Raw genomic sequence first — 15,838 nt, 5'->3', positions numbered from 1 at the left:
TCCTGATTTGCTCAGTGCGCTGAACGTATCATGACGAACCGTGCATAATGCTCAGCATGCTGAACGATATGCGGCGGCTTGATAGAAGCGTGCTGGTGTGGGGTGTGGCGGCGAGTGCGCTGCTCACCGGCCTGGTGTGGGTGCTGGGTCAGCGGCTGCACGGCATCGCGTTGCTGCCCGACCAGGGGGCCTCTTGGTACTACTGGAAGCTGCCGGACCCGACCTTCTGGACCAGGGCGTCCGCCTGGCTGGGCTACGCGGCGCACCAACTCGTGTCGTGGGGCCTGATCTACTACGCGCAGACCCGAGTCCGGCGCTACACCACCGGCCTGCACCGCATCAACGTCGTCGCCCTCGCCGCGAACGGCGCGTTCATCGGCCTGCACGCCCTGCAGACGCAGGTGTTCTACGACGGCCTCGCCCAGGACGTCTCGATCTTCAGCTCGCAGGGCTCCGTCGTCCTGCTGCTCGTGGTCGTCCTGCTGATGGAGAACCGCCGCCGCGGCCTCGTTCTCACCTGGTCGGCGCCGATCTCCGCGCAGGTCGTCGGGTTCGCCCGCCGCTACCACGGCTACCTGTTCAGCTGGGCCGCGATCTACACGTTCTGGTACCACCCGATGGAGTCCTCGAGCGGGCACCTCATCGGGTTCTTCTACATGTTCCTGCTGCTCGTGCAGAGCAGTCTGATGTTCACGACATCCCACACGAACCGCTGGTGGACGCTGACCCTGGAACTGCTCGTGGCCGCGCACGGCACACTCGTCGCCGTGATGAACTCCGGTCCGAACGGGATGTGGCCGATGTTCTTCTTCGGGTTCGTGGCGATCTTCGTGCTCACCCAGATGCACGGCGTCGGCCTCAGCGCGGCGACGCGGTGGTGGATCGGCGGCACCTTCGTGGTCGCCGCCCTCGCCGTCTACTCCTGGCGAGGGCTCGGCAGAATCGACGAGGTCGTGCGGATCCCGTTGATCGAGTACCTGCTGGTCGGGGTGCTCGCCGTGCTGATCTGGGCGGGCGTCAGGCTGGCTCGTCCTGCCGCGTCACCGACTCGAGCAGCTTCGCCGCGACGTCGCGGAGCTTGACGTTCCGGCGCTGCGACTCCGCCACGAGCAGCTCGAACGCGTCATCCGCGCTGCACGAGTGCACCGCCATCAGCACACCTTTCGCCTGGTCGATCACGGCGCGCGAGCCCAGGGCCCGCTCCAGTTGCTTGACCTGGCCCTGTGAGTGCTGCCACCGCTGGGCACTGGTGATCGTGGCGGACGCGGCCGTGGTGAACAGCTGCATGAGGCCTTCGTCGAACGGGTCGAAGGCCTTCGCCGCGTAGCTGTAGATGTTGAACGTCCCGATGTGCCGCGCTTCGGAGTCGTCCGAGGCCGGCAGCACGACCGGCACCGACAGGTACGCGCGCACACCGGCCTCCTCGGCCGCGGCGTCGAACTCGGGCCACGCCTCGCGGTGCTCGCCGATCACCGCCCGCACGGGCGTCAGGTCGAGCGCCGACTCCAGGCACGGCCCTCGACCGGAGTCGTACTGCTTCTGGTCGAGCTCGACGAGCCGCTGATCCGTGGTCGCGGCCGTGTGCGGCTTGTCATCCGTGACCACGGAGACGGTCACCGCGTCGGCGTCGGGCACAGCCCTGGCCGCGATCTCCGCGACCCGCTGCAACGCGTCGTCGAGCGACTCCTCGCCGGTGAACGCGTCGTGCAGCTGGGTCAGCGCCTCGGCGGTCTCGTCCAGTCGCACCATCGGATCGGGGCGTTCGCCGTCGATCGATCTCACCGATCCTGATTGCACGTAGTCCGCCATGCCGCGGCCCCTTCTGCCTCTGCGGAGTCCACGGCGCCGGCTGCTTGACGCGCGTTCAGCGCATCGTACGGCCACGGGCAACGCACGGTTCGGAACGGACGCACTGAAACCGGCGCCGGCGGCGGGTTGCTGCAAGGTCTCAACGTCCCGTGCCGACGCCGGCCGAACCGCCCGAAAGCGGTTCTCCGGTGCGAACACGCGCGTGTTCGGCGTTGTGTCAGTACCCCGCTGGTGCCGTTCTCACACGGCGCGGTCACGTTCCCGGCCGGCTTCGTGTGCCGCGAACGCGTGGACCTTCATGCGAGGTCAGGTTCCGTTCGAAGGGCCGAGGGAGGCGAGAACGATCTGCTGCGCCGCGCGGATCGTGGCCGGGAGGGCGGCTGGATCCCGGCTGATGCGCTCGATGCCCGCGCGCATCGCCCCGGAGAGCAGTTCCACGGTGAGCCGCACGTCTTCGACGCCGTGGAACTCACCGCCGGCGAGACCGTCCTCGACGACGTTCTCCACCTCGACCACGAGCGTGGTGAACGGGTTGTCCGGCCCGTCCGGCAGATCGGCCACCAGCGAGCCGGAGTTCGGGAGGACCATCAGTCGCATGGCGTGGTTCGTGGACGCGGACAGGATCACCTCGATGATCTCCCGCAGCCGGACCGCGGCCGGGTCCGGTGAGCGCGCGGCGATCGAGGCCACCTGCTCGGCCAGGGGACGGCTCGCCCGGCGGGCGAGTTCCAGGACGAGCGTGCGTTTGTCGGCGGCGTAGTTGTAGAGGGTGTTGCGTGCGAGTCCCGCCTGGGCCGCGATGTGGCCCATGTTGATCGACTCGTAGTCGCGTTCGAGCAGCAGTTGCCGCATCGCCTCGGTGAGGTCCGCCCACACCATCTCGTGGTGTTCCTCGATGGTGGCGGCGCGAATCCGCGGCATCTGATCGCTCTCCTCGGTCGTGGGTGGACCGCCTGCTACCGCGCGGGCGCTACGTCCGGCATCGTCGGCTGATTCTCCTGGTGGACGGCGGTCAGCTTGACACGGTTCAGCCGCCAGCCGTCCGGCGTGCGGACCGCCTCGTTGTCGTAGAAGCCGACGACCAGCCAGGGGCCGGTGCCGGCCGGCAGCCAGTGCTCGGCGCGGACGTGCGCGTGGATCTTCGCGGTGTCGCCGTCGAGGTCGATCACGTGGCCGGTGATGGCGTGGTGCGTCGCCTTGAACGGCGCGAAGCTGGCGCGAAGGGCTTCGACGTAGTCGCTGAGCGGGATCGTCATCGGCGCCATGCCCGTCACGGACTCGAAGTCGAGCGTGAGCACGTCGGTGAAGACCCGGCCCGGCAGGGTCGTGAACTCCTTCAGGTCCGCGATGTCGGCGTAGTGGCTGATCAGTTCGACGAGTTCGGCGCGATCTTCGAGCGTGTTCACGGTGACTCCCGGGTTTTGCGACAACCTGTCGCAAAAGATTACGACAGGTTGTCGTGAACGGCAACCGGGAACGCTCGATCCCGCTCCGGCAGGCACGCACGACGTGTAGAACGACGGTGGCGGTTCGCTCCGGGGATGGGCCGGAGCGGGACGCATCTGCGGGGGACTCCATCAACGGAGGACGAATGAGTCGACGAAGTGCGGCGGTTCTGATGATCGCGGCGGCGTTCGGGCTGGGAGTGCTGGTCCCATCGGCGGCGCCCGCCGCGGCCGCGGAACGGTTCTGGGAGCTCCAGCTGAACCTGTGCAACAGCGGTGTTCCCGGGGTGAGTTGCTACGCGCAGGGCCGATCGATCGTCGAGGGTGCCGACCTGATCGCCCGGCTGCGCCCGAACATGGTGACGCTGAACGAGATCTGCGCCAACGACCTGCCCGACCACCTGGTGCCGTCGCTCGTGAAGGCGTGGCCGGGCGACCGGGTGTACTCGCAGTTCGCGCCGGCGCTGCGCAGGGACACCGGTGCGCCGGTGAAGTGCGCCAACGGTCAGGACTACGGCAACGCCGTGATCGGCAGGGTGGCGGCGGCGAACTACCAGGGCGTGAAAACCTACAGCGGCAGGTATGCCAGCCAGGACGGCGGCAACGAGCAGCGGACGTACGTGTGCGCGTACGCGATCGGTGACCACCTCGGATGCGCGACGCATCTGTCTGCGAGCAGCGAGCCGGTCGCCCTCGCGCAGTGCCGGTCCCTGCTGTTCGACGTCGTCCCCCAGATCCGGGTGGCTGAGGGCGTGACCGGGAAGACGATCGTCGGTGGCGACTTCAACCTGGAGTACGACACCTCCGATCCGGAGAACGCGCAGAACTGCGTCCCGCCCGGCCACATCCGCAAGGGGGACAACGACGTGCAGCACGTGGTGTTCTCCAACGACATCGCGTTCGTCAGCACCTCCAAGTACGGCATGAGCCACACCGACCACGACGGGTTCCTGGTGCGCCTGACCAAGCCGTGACGGGGTGAGCGTCGCCCGATGTGGTGGGCGACGCTCATCAGCCAATCCGGTGAGCGGCCGGCTCCGAACCACCCGTGTGAAGGCAACACGAACGATCCTCATCGGCCTGGTGTCGGTGGCCGCGGCACTGGCGGCGGGGCATCTCGTCGCGGGGCTGGTGAGTCCGCTGGCCTCGCCGTTCCTCGCGGTCGGCAACACCGCGATCGACCTGACGCCCCACCCAGTCAAGGACTTCGCCGTCCGCACGTTCGGGGAGAACGACAAGCTGGTGCTGCTCGCCGGCATGGCGGTCGTGCTCGCGGCACTGGGTGTGGTGGCGGGGCTCGTGTCCCGCCGCAGTCCGTGGCCCGGTACCGCTCTCGCCGGTGTGCTGGGGCTGCTCGGGATCGCCGCCGTGCTGGCCAGGCCGACCACGACCGCGTGGTCGGTGATCGCACCGCTGGCCAGCCTCGTGGTCGGGGTCGCCGCTTTCCGCTGGCTGTGGTCCCAGGCGCCGGTCGTGGCGCAGGGGAGAAGGAAGTTCCTGTTGTCGACGGCGGCGATCGCGGCGGGCGCCGGACTCGCGGCCGTGGGCGGGCAGCTGCTCGCTGGTCGCGTGGACGTCGAGGCCTCCCGGCGCGGCATCAAGCTGCGCCCCGAGGAGACCGCGCCGGAGATCCCGTTCGACGCCGACTTCGCCCGCGAGGGCACGCCGACGTTCCTGACGCCGAACGAGAAGTTCTACCGCGTCGACACCGCGCTCACCGTGCCTCGCCTGCGGGCGGAGGACTGGCGCATGCGCGTGCACGGCATGGTGGACAACGAAATGGTGCTCACCTACGACGACCTGCTGCGGCGCCCGTTGGTGGAGAAGACCATCACGCTGGTGTGCGTGTCCAACGAGGTCGGCGGCCCGTACATCTCCACGTCGAACTTCATCGGCGTCTCCCTGCCCGACCTGCTGCGGGACGCCGGCGTGCGGCCCGGCGCCGACCAGCTCGCGACGCGCAGCGTGGACGGCTGGACGTGCGGCACTCCGGTCGAGTCGATCATGGCGCCCGGATCGAACGCGATGCTGGCCATCGGGATGAACGGCGAGCCGTTGCCGCTGGAGCGCGGCTTCCCGGTGCGCATGGTCGTGCCCGGTCTCTACGGGTACGTCTCCGCCACGAAGTGGTTGGTGGACATGGAACTCACCACCTTCGACGCGTTCGACCCGTACTGGGCGCAGCGCGGCTGGGGCAAGAAGGCGCCGGTCAAGGTCATGTCCAGGGTGGACCGGCCGAAGTCCTTCGAACGGGTGCCGGCGGGCCGGTTCGTCGTGGCGGGCATCGCCTGGGCCCAGCACACCGGCATCGACGGCGTCGAGGTGCGCGTGGACGGCGGGCCGTGGCAGAAGACCACGCTCAGCACCGAGGTCAACGTCGACACCTGGCGGATGTGGCGCATCGAACTGGACCTGAAGCCCGGCAACCACACCGTGGAATGCCGTGCCACCGACCGGAAGGGCTACACGCAGACCAACGAGCGCGCGGCCCCCATCCCGGACGGCGCGACCGGCTGGCACTCGATGGTCTTCACCTCGGTCGGTTAGCCGCCCGTCGTTTCGGTCCACTGTGGATGATTGAAGTGTTTTCCCTGGTGGAGCGTGGTTTTCGACAGGTTCGGTAACGGATCGATAACCGCGCCAATCCGTTCCCCTCGGGGCGGCGAATCACCAGCAACTGCCCGAACACTCTTGGAGATGTCCTGTCATGAAGAAGACCGTCCGCAACACCGTTCTGGCCGTCGGCGCTGTTTCGCTCGCGCTGTTCGGAGCTGCCTGCGGCTCGGGTGACACGGCGAGCAGCAGCTCCAGCACCGCGCCCACCTCCGCCACCTCGACGGCGCCGTCGTCCGCCGCGATGGCCGACCCGGCCAAGGACCTCGTCGGCCCTGGCTGTGCCGACTACGCGAAGCAGGTTCCGTCCGGCGCCGGTTCCGTGAGTGGCATGGCCGCTGACCCGGTCGCCGTCGCCGCCAGCAACAACCCGCTGCTCACGACGCTGGTGAGCGCCGTGTCCGGCAAGCTCAACCCGAAGGTCAACCTGGTCTCGACGCTCAACGGTGCGGAGTTCACCGTGTTCGCGCCGGTCGACTCGGCGTTCGCGAAGATCGACGCCGCGACGATCGAGAAGCTCAAGACCGACGACGCGCTGCTGACCAAGATCCTGACCTACCACGTCGTCCCCGGCCAGATCACGCCCGACAAGATCGCCGGAGACCAGAAGACCGTGCAGACCGGCACCGTGAAGGTCACCGGTTCCAAGGACGCGCTGAAGGTCAACGACGCCAACGTGATCTGCGGTGGCGTGAAGACCGCGAACGCGACCGTCTACCTCATCGACTCGGTCCTGCTTCCCGCGTAAGCAGAACAGCACCACGAACTCCGGAAACAGCACCGCTGTTTCCGGAGTTTCTCATGTCCGCTCGTCGGGAGGTCTGATGTGGACTGACGTCGCGCCGGACGACAGGAACAGCGCGTGGTTCTCCTGTTCGCGGATGACCACGACGATCACCGCGTCGGGGTTGTACGGCCGCACGGCACGGGCGATCAGGAAGGCGGAGAGGTCGTCCGGCACCGCGATGATCACGCGGTCGGCGGCGTCGATCGCGGCTTCGTCCAGCGCGAGACAGTCCCGTCCGTCGCCGAGGATCGCGGTGGCGCCGTTGGCCGTCGCCTCGACGACCGCGAACGCGTCGATGTCCAGCACGGTCAGCCGGGCGTCCGGCTGAGCGGCCAGCACCGAGTTCACGGCACAGCGCCCGGTGTCGCCGTATCCGATGACGAGGATGTGATCGGTCACGACCAGGTATTCGGTGCGCCGGTCGAACCGGATTGGCGTCCGATTCAGTGAAGGTCGAGGGTGAGGACCGGCGCGCTCGTCGGACCAGGCGACCCGCCCAGGGGCTCGACCGTGAGGAGCGCTTCGCCGACCCCCGCGATCCCGGTCACGAGCAACGACATCGCCGTGCCCGCGGGCCGCAGGGTTCCCGCTGATCGTGGACCGTCGCCGTCCACCAGCCACAGCTGGTAGACGCGGCCGCGCGGCAACGCCCGCAGGCCGTCCGCCAGGAAGAGCATCTCGTCGCGGCTGCGCGACATCGCCGCGGTACCGGCGGCCGAGGTGACGAGCCGCAGATCCGGTGCCGCCAGGAGATCGCCGGTCTGAGTGCGCGGAGAGACGACGACGGGGGCGATCCTCGTCGCGTTCAGCGCGCCGTGCACGCCAGCCACCGCCGCAGCGGCCACGCAGGCGGCCGAGATGAGCGCCGCGGCGTGCCGGAAGCCTTGCCGCCGTGAGAAGACAGCCCTGATCTCGGAGTTCGGCGGAACCTGCCGCACGTGCCGGGCCGCGTTCAGCAGCCGTGGCCGGAGAGCGCTCGGAACGACCTGCGCGACAGCGCCGGCGAGCCTGGCCGCGGTCTCGCTCAGTCCGGCCACCTCGTCCGCACAGGCCGGGCACGCGCCCAGGTGCGCTTCGAACTCGACCCGCTCGGCGTCGGGAAGCGCGCCGAGAGCATGGGCACCGGTCAGCAGGTGCGGGTTGATCGCACGCGTTCTTCCCGGTTTCACGCTGCTACTTCGAAGCCGTCCGATGAACGGATTGCTCGCGAAGATCAACCCAGGGCCAGGTGGTCACTCCATCGGGTGGATCGGGTCGTCGGTCCGATCCGATTCGGCGGTGCGGCGCGGATGTAGAACGCGCGGATCCGCCAGATGCGGTTCAGCCGGCTCGGGACGGCGCCACGCACGTCCCTGTGCGTCCGCGTTGAATCGGACGCACAGGGACGCGTCACCCCGTCGCCGGTCTGCCGCCGCGACCACGCAGCCACTCCGCGACGTCCTCGAATCCGTTGCGCACGGCGGCGTCGAGCGGTGTGACGCGTTCCCACGGCGGAAGCCAGTTCACGTCCGCACCCGCCGCCAGCAACCGTTCCGCGCACTCCCGCTGACCACCGTGGCACGCGCCCCAGAGCGCCGCGTTCACGTCTTCTCCAGCAGCGCCAACGAGAAGACGCTCAAGCCGATCGGACAGACCGAGCGTGGCGGCATCGGTCAACGTGACCGTCGCACCGCGCTCCACGAGCCGGTGAGCGGCGTTCCACTGCGCGAACGCCCGTGCGTCGGCCAGGGGAGTGCCACCGCCGATCACGGCTCCGTCGGCGTCGATGTCCGCTCCGGCGTCGAGAAGTGCGTCGAGCACCGCGACGTCGTCGGCGCTCGCGGCCCAATGAAGCGGCGTCTCGTTGTGTGCACCTTGGAACCGTGCGTTGACGTCGGCGCCTGCGGAAACAAGCAGCGCCACTGTCTCTGCGCCGTGAGAGCACCGGGCGGGCCAGTCCGTCAGCACGTGCAACAGGGTTCGCGCGCTGCCGCCGTCATCGACGATCCGCGCGGTCGCCAGGTCGGCGTGGCCGGCCAGCAACTGCCGCAACGTGGCCAGGTCGCCGCTGCGGACGGCGATGACGACAGCCTGCGCAAGTGGATCGTCGTGTCGCACTTGGTCAGCTCTCCGTCCAGCGGACGACGTCCGCGAAAGTCGTGTTCCCGCCGCACACCACGATGCCCAGCCGCGCGCCGGGACCGACCCGGTCGAGCACCGTGGGCGCCGCCGCGACGAGGCACCCGGCGGCGGGCTCGGCCCACACCTTCTGCGTCTCCGCGAGCGTGATCGACCCCCGCACGGCGTCGGCGTCGGACACCACGAGGACGTCCTCGACCAGCGCGACGGCGTGGTCGTAGGTCAGCTGCGACACGTGCGGTGCCGAGAGGGTCGAGACGATCGACGTCGGCGCGATCTCGACAGGCCCGCCCGCGGCCAGCGCCCTGTGCATCGCGTCGGCGCCCTCGACCTCGACGCCCCACACGCGAACGCCGGGCACGAGCGCGTGGAACGCCGTCGCGACGCCCGCGACGAACCCTCCGCCGCCGATGCTCACCAGCACGTCGGTGACGTGCGGGGCGTCGGTCGCGAACTCCAGCCCCACGGTGCCCTGGCCGGCGACCACGATCGGGTCGTCGTAGGAGTGCACGAGCGTCGCGCCCGCCGTCACCAGGTCGTCGAGCAGGGCGAACGCCGCCGCCAGCCCGTCGGTGAGCCGCACCTCCGCGCCGGACGCACGAGCGAGTTCGACGGAGCGAGCGGGTGCCGAGGAGGGCATCACGACGGTCGCGGCCACGCCGAGTTCGTGCGCGGCGTCAGCCAGTGCGATCCCGTGGTTGCCGCCGCTGACCCCGACCACGCCCGCCGCCCGTGCCTCGGCGGACAGCGAGAGGATCTTGGCGAACGCGCCGCGCGTCTTGAACGAGCCGCAGCGTTGCAGCAGTTCCAGCTTCACCGTCGTCGGAACGCCGAACAGCGCGGACAGGCCGGGGGAGGGCAGGGTCGGGGTGCGCAGCACCCGCCCGTCGAGCACCTCGGCCGCGGCCCGGACGTCGTCGATGGTCAGCAGTTCCGCCATGCCGCCCACCCTAGGGCGAACCGCGGATCGCCTCCCGCCTCATGGACGTGGTCCGCAGAAGCCCCTCAAGGGATGGATTGCATCCGTGAAAGCGGCATCTAGTATGTGACGGTGCCGAATCTGCGGAAGAGCAAGTCCATCAGGTTCATCAGCGTGGTCGCCTCAGCCGCGCTGGTGCTCGCGGGGTGCGGCTCCGGCCAGCAGGCCGCCGCGCCCGCGTCGGGCTCGGAGACGCCGACTGTCACCGGTGACGTCACTGTGTTCGCGGCCGCGTCGCTGACGGAGACGTTCACCAAGCTGGGCGAGGACTTCGAGGCCGCCCACCCCGGCACGAAGGTCAAGTTCAACTTCGGCGGCAGTTCGGCGCTCGCCCAGCAGCTCAACCAAGGCGCTCCCGCCGACGTGTTCGCGAGCGCCGCGCCGGCGAACATGAAGCAGGTGACCGACACCAGGACGATCACGGACGCGCCGAGGACGTTCGCGAGGAACAGGCTCGCGATCGCGGTGCCCAAGGGCAACCCCGGCAGGATCGCCGGACTCGCGGACTTCGCGAACGCCGGCAAGAAGATCGCCCTCTGCGCGGAGCAGGTGCCGTGCGGCGCCGCGTCGAAGAAGGTCTTCGAGCTCGCCAAGGTCACGCCCGCGCCGGACACCCTGGAGCAGGACGTCAAGGCCGTGCTCACCAAGGTCTCGCTCGGCGAGGTCGACGGCGCGCTCGTCTACCGGACCGACGTGAAGGCCGCGGGCGACAAGGTCGAGGGCATCGAGTTCGCCGAGTCGGCGCAGGTGGTCAACGACTACCCGATCGCCTCGCTGGCCAAGGCGCCCAACGCCGCCACGGCCAAGGCGTTCGTGGACTTCGTGCTGTCCGACAAGGGCCGCACGGTGCTGAGCGCGGCGGGCTTCGACAACCCGTGACGCGCAACCGGGTGCGGGGACGGCTCCCCGTCGTTCTCGTCCTGCCCGCCGTGCTCGGGCTGGCGTTCCTGCTGGTGCCGCTCGCCGGGCTGCTCGTCAGGACGCCGTGGACCTCGCTGACCACGCTGCTCAGCGCCGAGGTCGGCGAGGCGCTGCGGCTGTCGCTGATCTGCGCCTCGCTGGCGACGGTGCTGTGCCTGTTCCTCGGCATCCCGCTGGCCTGGCTGCTGGCGCGCTCCGGCCTGCCGGGACGCGGGTTCCTGCGCGCGCTCGTCACCGTGCCGCTCGTGTTGCCACCGGTCGTAGGTGGTGTCGCGTTGCTGCTCGTGCTCGGCCGCCGCGGCCTGATCGGGGAGCACCTGGACGCGTGGTTCGGCATCTCGTTGCCGTTCACCACGGCCGGGGTCGTGATCGCCGAGGCGTTCGTGGCGATGCCGTTCCTGGTGATCTCGGTCGAGGGCGCGCTGCGGGCCGCCGATCCGCGTTACGAGGAGGCGGCGGCCACGCTGGGCGCCTCGAGGTGGCTGACGTTCCGGCGGGTGACGTTGCCGTCGGTGCTGCCGGGTGTGGTGGCGGGCGCGGTGTTGTGCTGGGCGCGGGCGCTGGGGGAGTTCGGTGCGACGATCACGTTCGCGGGCAACTTCCCCGGCGAGACGACGACCATGCCGCTGGCGGTCTACCTCGCCCTGGAAACGGATCCGGACGCGGCGATCGTGCTGAGCATCGTGCTGCTGCTGGTGTCCGTCGGAGTGCTGGCCGGTCTTCGCGACCGGTGGATCAGCGGGCCGACATGAGCCTGAACGCGGAGCTGCGCGTCACGCGCGGCACGTTCTCCCTCGACCTCGACGTGACGATCGCGCCGGGCGAGGTCGTCGCACTGCTCGGCCCGAACGGCGCGGGCAAGTCCACCGCGCTGCGCGCCCTCGCCGGGCTGCTTCCGCTGGACTCCGGGCACATCACCGTCGGCGAGTCCACTTGGGACGGCGCGGGCTTCGTGCCCGCCGAGAAACGGCCGATCGGCGTGGTGTTCCAGGACTACCTGCTCTTCGCCCACATGTCCGCGCTGGAGAACGTCGCATTCGGACTCAGAGCTCGCGGCACCCGCCGCGCCGAAGCACGAGCCGAGGCGTCGCGCTGGCTCGACCGGGTGGGGCTGAACGGGTACGCGCAGACGAAACCCCGTTCCCTGTCGGGAGGTCAGGCCCAGCGGGTCGCACTGGCACGGGCGTTGGCGACCGGCCCGAGTCTGCTGCTGCTCGACGAACCGCTCGCCGCGCTGGACGCGAGCACCCGTCTGCAGGTCCGGACGGAGCTGGGTCGTCACCTCGCGGACTTCGGCGGCCACACGCTGCTCGTTACGCACGATCCGTTGGACGCCATGGTGCTCGCGGACCGGCTGGTGATCCTGGAAGGCGGCCGTGCCGTGCAGTCCGGACCGCCCGCCGAGGTCGCTCGTCAGCCGCGCACCGACTACGTCGCGAACCTCGTCGGCCTGAACTTCTACCGTGGCAAGGCAACGAGCATGGACGTCGACCTGGACGGGGGCGGCCGGCTCACGATTCCCAGGCCTGTCAACGGTCCGGTGCACGTCGTGTTCCCGCCCAACGCCGTGAGCCTGCACGCCGCGAAGCCGGAGGGCAGTCCGCGCAACGTCTGGCCGGTCACGGTCGCCGCGATCGAACAGCACGCGCACACGACCCGGGTCTGCCTGGACGGCGCGCCCAACGTGCTCGCGGACATCACCACGGCCACGCTCGCCGAGCTGCGGCTGCGTCCCGGCGACGAGTTGTGGGCGGCGGTGAAGGCGACCGAGGTCCACGTCTATCCGGTCTGACAGCCGGCGGCTGTCACGCGACAGGGACGTTCGCTTGGACAGCGTGCCGATCCCAGGAGGAAGGTCGAGGTACCACAACGACGGCGGGCATCGGGTCGGACCACGTCGACCTGGACGCCGCGATCGAGCACGGCGTCACGGTGGCGGAAGTGACGTACTGCAACAGCATCAGCGTCGCCGAGCACGTGGTGATGTCGATCCTGAACCTGGTGCGGAACTTCGTTCCCGCGCACCAGATCGTGCTGGACGGCGGCTGGAACATCGCTGACGCCGTGGCCCGTTCCCACGACGTCGAGGGCATGCACGTCGGCACGGTCGCGGCCGGACGCATCGGCCTCGCGGTGCTGAAACGCCTGGCGCCGTTCGACATGCGCCTGCACTACACCGACCGGCACCGCCTGCCCGAGAGCGTCGAGCGCGAGCTGAACCTGACGTTCCACGAGTCGACGGCGGACATGGTGCCGCACTGCGACGTCATGACGATCAACGCGCCGCTGCACCCCGAGACCGAGGGACTGTTCGGCGACGATCTGATCGCGACGATGAAGCCCGGCGCCTACCTGATCAACACCGCTCGCGCCCGCATCGCCGACCGCGACGCCGTCGTGCGCGCCCTGGAAAGCGGCCGGCTCGTGGGATACGCCGGCGACGTGTGGTCTCCGCAGCCCGCGCCGTCCGACCACCCGTGGGGCACGATGCCGCACCAGGGCATGACCCCGCACATCTCCGGCAGTTCGCTGTCCGCACAGGCCCGGTACACGGCCGGCAAGCTCGCCGGCACGGGCGCGCACTCGTACTCCACGAACAGCTGAACACCCGGTCTGGCGATTGCTCCGGGGTTCGTCGCGAACGTTGGATGGGGTCCATGAGCGAACTGACGCTGGACCCCAAGACGACCGCGGTGGTCCTGATCGAGTACCAGAACGACTTCACCAGCGAGGGCGGCGTGCTGCACGGCGCGGTGTCCGAGGTGATGGACAAGACCGGAATGCTCGACAGGACCATCGCGGTCGTCTCGGCGGCCCGCGCCGCCGGCGCGACGATCATGCACGCGCCCATCACGTTCGCGCAGGGCTACCACGAGATCTCCGCGCACCCGTACGGCATCCTCAAGGGCGTCGTGGACGGCAACGCGTTCGTCAAGGACAGCTGGGGCGCCGCGATCACCGACCAGCTCGCGCCGCAGCCCGGTGACATCGTCGTGGAGGGCAAGCGCGGGCTGGACACGTTCGCCAGCACCAACCTCGACTTCATCCTGCGCAGCAAGGGCATCACGACGATCGTGCTCGGCGGGTTCCTCACCAACTGCTGTGTCGAGTCGACCATGCGCACCGGCTACGAGAACGGCTATCGCGTCATCACCCTCACCGACTGCGTCGCGGCCACGTCGGTCGCCGAGCACGACAACGCGATCACGTACGACTACCCGATGTTCTCGCTGCCGGTCAGCTCCGATCAGGTGATCGCGGCTCTGACCTGATCGGCGGCCGGAGTGGATCACGCCCTGCCTGGCGCGGCCTTTTGTGGTCGAGTGGTGCCGGGCACGGGCGTGAGAGGGGCTTCGGATGACGGACGCAGCACCGCGAGGGTGGGTGCCGGTCGAACACCGGTTCCTCGGACTGGACCGGCGGACGTTCGCGCCCGCCCTGAGCGTTCTGGTGATCGCGTTGCTGCTCCTCTGCGGACTGCCCGCCCTCAACACGGCCATCCCGTGGCACAACGAGATCCGCGCCGGTGACGTGCTGGATCTCGGTGACGGCGCGACCGCGGTGCCGCCGGTGGGCTGGCAGCTGGAGAGCGGCACGCTGGCCGGTGCCGGCTCGGTGTCCCCGGCCGCGCTTCAGGTCCAGCTGGCGACGGGTGGCGCGACGATCACGCTGCGGGGCACGTCGTTCACCGGCACCGCCGACGCCTTCCTCGACCAGGTCCTGCGCTCGGAGGGGGACACGCCGGGTGTCGACGGGTCGCGCGGCACGGTGACGACGGCGGCCGGGCTGGTCGGCGTCTCGCTGGCCGGCACCTCGCCGAACGGGGACGCGCTCGACGTCGCGTTCAAGATGACCACCGCATCCGGTGAGGCCGAGGCGGCACCCGCGTTGCTGGTCAGGGTCCGCACGGCGCCAGGGCAGTTCGAGCGCCGGCAGGACACGGTGGGCACGTTCCTGCGCAGCATCACCCCGGGAGCGGTCCGATGACGACGACATCCGAAGCGAAGACCGCGCAGCTCGCCGCGATCGAGCAGTCGGGCTGGGGGCAGCCGTTCCGGCTCGTGCAGCCGCGCAACCTGGCGTTCTGGATCTACCTGGTGGGCGTGGGCGGCGGCGCGCTGGCGATGCTGCGCTACTTCGGTCCCGGCGTGCACTTCTACAGCCCGGCGCTGACTGGTGGCGTGCTGCTGTTCGGCCTGTATCTGGTGCCTTGGCTGCTGCTCCTGCGCCACCAGAACCGCTACACCGCACAGCCCGGCACGCTGCTCGCGGCGGCGTTCGCCTGGGGTGGCCTCGCGGCGACGTTCTGGATCGCGCTGCCGGCGAACACCGCGCTGCTGGAGATCTGGGCGAAACTGGGCGGCACCGCGTTCGCCTCGGACTGGGCCGCCGGTCTCACCGCGCCGATCAACGAGGAGTTCGGCAAGGCCCTGGGCCTGGTGCTGCTGATCGGCCTCGCCCCGCGACTGGTGCGCGGCGCCTACGACGGCTTCATCATCGGCGCGTTCATCGGCCTGGGCTTCCAGGTCTTCGAGGACGTGCTCTACGTCTACAACGGCGCGGCACAGACCTTCGGCACCGACCAGATCGGCTCGTCGCTGCAGATCTTCCTGATTCGCGGCGCCGCCGGCATCGTGTCGCACGCGTTGTTCAGCGCCATCTTCTGCGCCGGTCTGATGTGGGTCCTCGGCCGCACGCCGGGCGAGCGCAACGTGCCGCGCGGCGTCCTGACGATGCTGACCGCCGTGGTGTTCCACTTCGCGTGGGACGACATGGCGGGCTTGAGCGGTGGCATCGGCGCTCTCGCCGTCACGCTGCCGTTCGTGATCGCGGCGGTCGAGCTCGTCACCCTGTTCTACGTCCTGCGGCACGCGGCCACGCAGGAGCGGATCTGGATCCGCATGCTGCTGCAGCCGGAGTCGGACGCCGGCGTCATCGATCCCGCGCTGCTCGCGGCGGTCAGCGGTCTCCGCAAGGACCGCAGGGCGTTCCGGAAGCTGGTGCACAGCCGGAGCCGGACGCGGCACCTGCTGGACGCGACGGCAGATCTCGCCCGCGAACTCGCCCGCGCGCAGGGGAGCGAGACGAACGAGGTCGCCCACGCCCGTGCCGAGCTGCTGCGCCTGCGCGGCGTCCGGTAGAACCCTTCGAAGGGACCCTCTCGCC

Annotated in this window: 18 protein-coding genes; 11 read left to right on the top strand and 7 right to left on the bottom strand. The window is 69.7% G+C overall.

The window, feature by feature from the left end; translation table 11 throughout:
* Window positions 1-56 precede the first annotated feature (56 nt).
* Entirely contained in the window at window positions 57-1,082 is a 1,026-nt protein-coding gene (locus tag ACIRG5_RS01390; RefSeq protein ID WP_402898407.1) for a hypothetical protein, read from the top strand.
* Here ACIRG5_RS01390 and ACIRG5_RS01385 read toward each other — a convergent pair.
* The 3 genes from ACIRG5_RS01385 to ACIRG5_RS01375 all read right to left on the bottom strand — a co-directional run bounded on the left by ACIRG5_RS01385 (window position 1,018) and on the right by ACIRG5_RS01375 (window position 3,215).
* Window positions 1,018-1,782, bottom strand: coding sequence for an ANTAR domain-containing response regulator (locus tag ACIRG5_RS01385; RefSeq protein ID WP_402898404.1), 765 nt, complete (start codon window positions 1,780-1,782; stop codon window positions 1,018-1,020). The genes ACIRG5_RS01390 and ACIRG5_RS01385 overlap by 65 nt on opposite strands.
* Before the next feature lie 333 nt (window positions 1,783-2,115).
* A complete protein-coding gene (locus tag ACIRG5_RS01380) occupies window positions 2,116-2,730 on the bottom strand; it encodes a TetR/AcrR family transcriptional regulator (protein ID WP_402898401.1) in 615 nt (204 codons plus the stop codon).
* 35 nt (window positions 2,731-2,765) lie between these two features.
* Complete coding sequence (locus ACIRG5_RS01375; RefSeq protein ID WP_402898399.1) at window positions 2,766-3,215, bottom strand: nuclear transport factor 2 family protein; 450 nt, start codon at window positions 3,213-3,215, stop codon at window positions 2,766-2,768.
* A gap of 185 nt (window positions 3,216-3,400) precedes the next feature.
* On the opposite strand from ACIRG5_RS01375, the gene ACIRG5_RS01370 reads away from it, so the two are divergent.
* The 3 genes from ACIRG5_RS01370 (at window position 3,401) to ACIRG5_RS01360 (ending at window position 6,615) form a co-directional block, all read left to right on the top strand.
* Window positions 3,401-4,228: a hypothetical protein gene (locus tag ACIRG5_RS01370; RefSeq protein ID WP_402898396.1), complete on the top strand. Its 828-nt coding sequence runs from the start codon at window positions 3,401-3,403 to the stop codon at window positions 4,226-4,228.
* A 76-nt stretch (window positions 4,229-4,304) separates the two neighbouring features.
* Window positions 4,305-5,801 (top strand): molybdopterin-dependent oxidoreductase, encoded by a 1,497-nt coding sequence (locus ACIRG5_RS01365; RefSeq protein WP_402898394.1) that lies wholly within the window; start codon window positions 4,305-4,307, stop codon window positions 5,799-5,801.
* A 160-nt stretch (window positions 5,802-5,961) separates the two neighbouring features.
* Window positions 5,962-6,615, top strand: a complete 654-nt coding sequence (locus ACIRG5_RS01360) for a fasciclin domain-containing protein (RefSeq protein ID WP_402898392.1) — start codon at window positions 5,962-5,964, stop codon at window positions 6,613-6,615.
* Between the two features lie 51 nt (window positions 6,616-6,666).
* Here ACIRG5_RS01360 and ACIRG5_RS01355 read toward each other — a convergent pair whose 3' ends face one another.
* From ACIRG5_RS01355 to ACIRG5_RS01340, 4 genes are all read right to left on the bottom strand, one after another.
* On the bottom strand, window positions 6,667-7,053 hold the full coding sequence (locus ACIRG5_RS01355; RefSeq protein ID WP_402898389.1) for an NAD-binding protein: 387 nt from the start codon (window positions 7,051-7,053) through the stop codon (window positions 6,667-6,669).
* Window positions 7,054-7,097: 44 nt separating this feature from the next.
* A complete protein-coding gene (locus ACIRG5_RS01350) occupies window positions 7,098-7,823 on the bottom strand; it encodes an anti-sigma factor domain-containing protein (protein ID WP_402898386.1) in 726 nt (241 codons plus the stop codon).
* A 220-nt stretch (window positions 7,824-8,043) separates the two neighbouring features.
* Complete coding sequence (locus tag ACIRG5_RS01345; RefSeq protein ID WP_402898383.1) at window positions 8,044-8,751, bottom strand: ankyrin repeat domain-containing protein; 708 nt, start codon at window positions 8,749-8,751, stop codon at window positions 8,044-8,046.
* A 4-nt stretch (window positions 8,752-8,755) separates the two neighbouring features.
* Window positions 8,756-9,712, bottom strand: coding sequence for a threonine/serine dehydratase (locus ACIRG5_RS01340; protein ID WP_402898380.1), 957 nt, complete (start codon window positions 9,710-9,712; stop codon window positions 8,756-8,758).
* A 120-nt stretch (window positions 9,713-9,832) separates the two neighbouring features.
* Between ACIRG5_RS01340 and modA the strand changes: the two genes are divergently transcribed.
* The 7 genes from modA to ACIRG5_RS01305 all read left to right on the top strand — a co-directional run bounded on the left by modA (window position 9,833) and on the right by ACIRG5_RS01305 (window position 15,813).
* Window positions 9,833-10,630, top strand: coding sequence for a molybdate ABC transporter substrate-binding protein (modA, locus tag ACIRG5_RS01335; protein ID WP_402900831.1), 798 nt, complete (start codon window positions 9,833-9,835; stop codon window positions 10,628-10,630).
* Window positions 10,627-11,424 (top strand): molybdate ABC transporter permease subunit, encoded by a 798-nt coding sequence (modB, locus tag ACIRG5_RS01330; protein WP_402898377.1) that lies wholly within the window; start codon window positions 10,627-10,629, stop codon window positions 11,422-11,424. Before modA ends, modB begins: the two co-directional genes overlap by 4 nt.
* A complete protein-coding gene (locus ACIRG5_RS01325) occupies window positions 11,421-12,464 on the top strand; it encodes an ABC transporter ATP-binding protein (RefSeq protein ID WP_402898374.1) in 1,044 nt (347 codons plus the stop codon). Before modB ends, ACIRG5_RS01325 begins: the two co-directional genes overlap by 4 nt.
* Window positions 12,419-13,276 carry an NAD-dependent formate dehydrogenase gene (locus ACIRG5_RS01320; protein WP_402898371.1) on the top strand — a complete coding sequence of 286 codons (858 nt, stop codon included), beginning with the start codon at window positions 12,419-12,421 and terminating at the stop codon, window positions 13,274-13,276. Before ACIRG5_RS01325 ends, ACIRG5_RS01320 begins: the two co-directional genes overlap by 46 nt.
* A gap of 53 nt (window positions 13,277-13,329) precedes the next feature.
* The gene (locus ACIRG5_RS01315; RefSeq protein WP_402898369.1) at window positions 13,330-13,944 is read left to right on the top strand and encodes a cysteine hydrolase; all 615 of its coding nucleotides are present in this window, start codon (window positions 13,330-13,332) and stop codon (window positions 13,942-13,944) included.
* Between the two features lie 85 nt (window positions 13,945-14,029).
* Window positions 14,030-14,659, top strand: a complete 630-nt coding sequence (locus tag ACIRG5_RS01310; RefSeq protein ID WP_402898366.1) for a hypothetical protein — start codon at window positions 14,030-14,032, stop codon at window positions 14,657-14,659.
* A complete protein-coding gene (locus tag ACIRG5_RS01305) occupies window positions 14,656-15,813 on the top strand; it encodes a PrsW family intramembrane metalloprotease (protein WP_402898363.1) in 1,158 nt (385 codons plus the stop codon). The genes ACIRG5_RS01310 and ACIRG5_RS01305 overlap by 4 nt, the downstream gene beginning before the upstream one ends.
* Window positions 15,814-15,838: the final 25 nt, after the last annotated feature.

Origin of the sequence: Lentzea sp. NPDC102401, assembly GCF_044765805.1 — a bacterium.
In the GTDB taxonomy this organism is placed as follows: Bacteria; Actinomycetota; Actinomycetes; order Mycobacteriales; family Pseudonocardiaceae; genus Lentzea; species Lentzea sokolovensis.
Note: the sequence above shows the minus strand (reverse complement) of the source record. Positions and strands in the feature narration are given on the sequence as shown.

Bases quoted from the DNA above. Each gene is read 5' to 3' on its own strand.
- ACIRG5_RS01370 (WP_402898396.1), top strand. From the start codon at position 3,401: ATGAGTCGACGAAGTGCGGCGGTTCTGATGATCGCGGCGGCGTTCGGG.
- ACIRG5_RS01380 (WP_402898401.1), bottom strand. From the start codon at position 2,730: ATGCCGCGGATTCGCGCCGCCACCATCGAGGAACACCACGAGATGGTG.
- ACIRG5_RS01325 (WP_402898374.1), top strand. From the start codon at position 11,421: ATGAGCCTGAACGCGGAGCTGCGCGTCACGCGCGGCACGTTCTCCCTC.
- ACIRG5_RS01310 (WP_402898366.1), top strand. From the start codon at position 14,030: ATGACGGACGCAGCACCGCGAGGGTGGGTGCCGGTCGAACACCGGTTC.
- ACIRG5_RS01315 (WP_402898369.1), top strand. From the start codon at position 13,330: ATGAGCGAACTGACGCTGGACCCCAAGACGACCGCGGTGGTCCTGATC.
- ACIRG5_RS01360 (WP_402898392.1), top strand. From the start codon at position 5,962: ATGAAGAAGACCGTCCGCAACACCGTTCTGGCCGTCGGCGCTGTTTCG.
- ACIRG5_RS01390 (WP_402898407.1), top strand. From the start codon at position 57: ATGCTGAACGATATGCGGCGGCTTGATAGAAGCGTGCTGGTGTGGGGT.
- ACIRG5_RS01340 (WP_402898380.1), bottom strand. From the start codon at position 9,712: ATGGCGGAACTGCTGACCATCGACGACGTCCGGGCCGCGGCCGAGGTG.
- ACIRG5_RS01305 (WP_402898363.1), top strand. From the start codon at position 14,656: ATGACGACGACATCCGAAGCGAAGACCGCGCAGCTCGCCGCGATCGAG.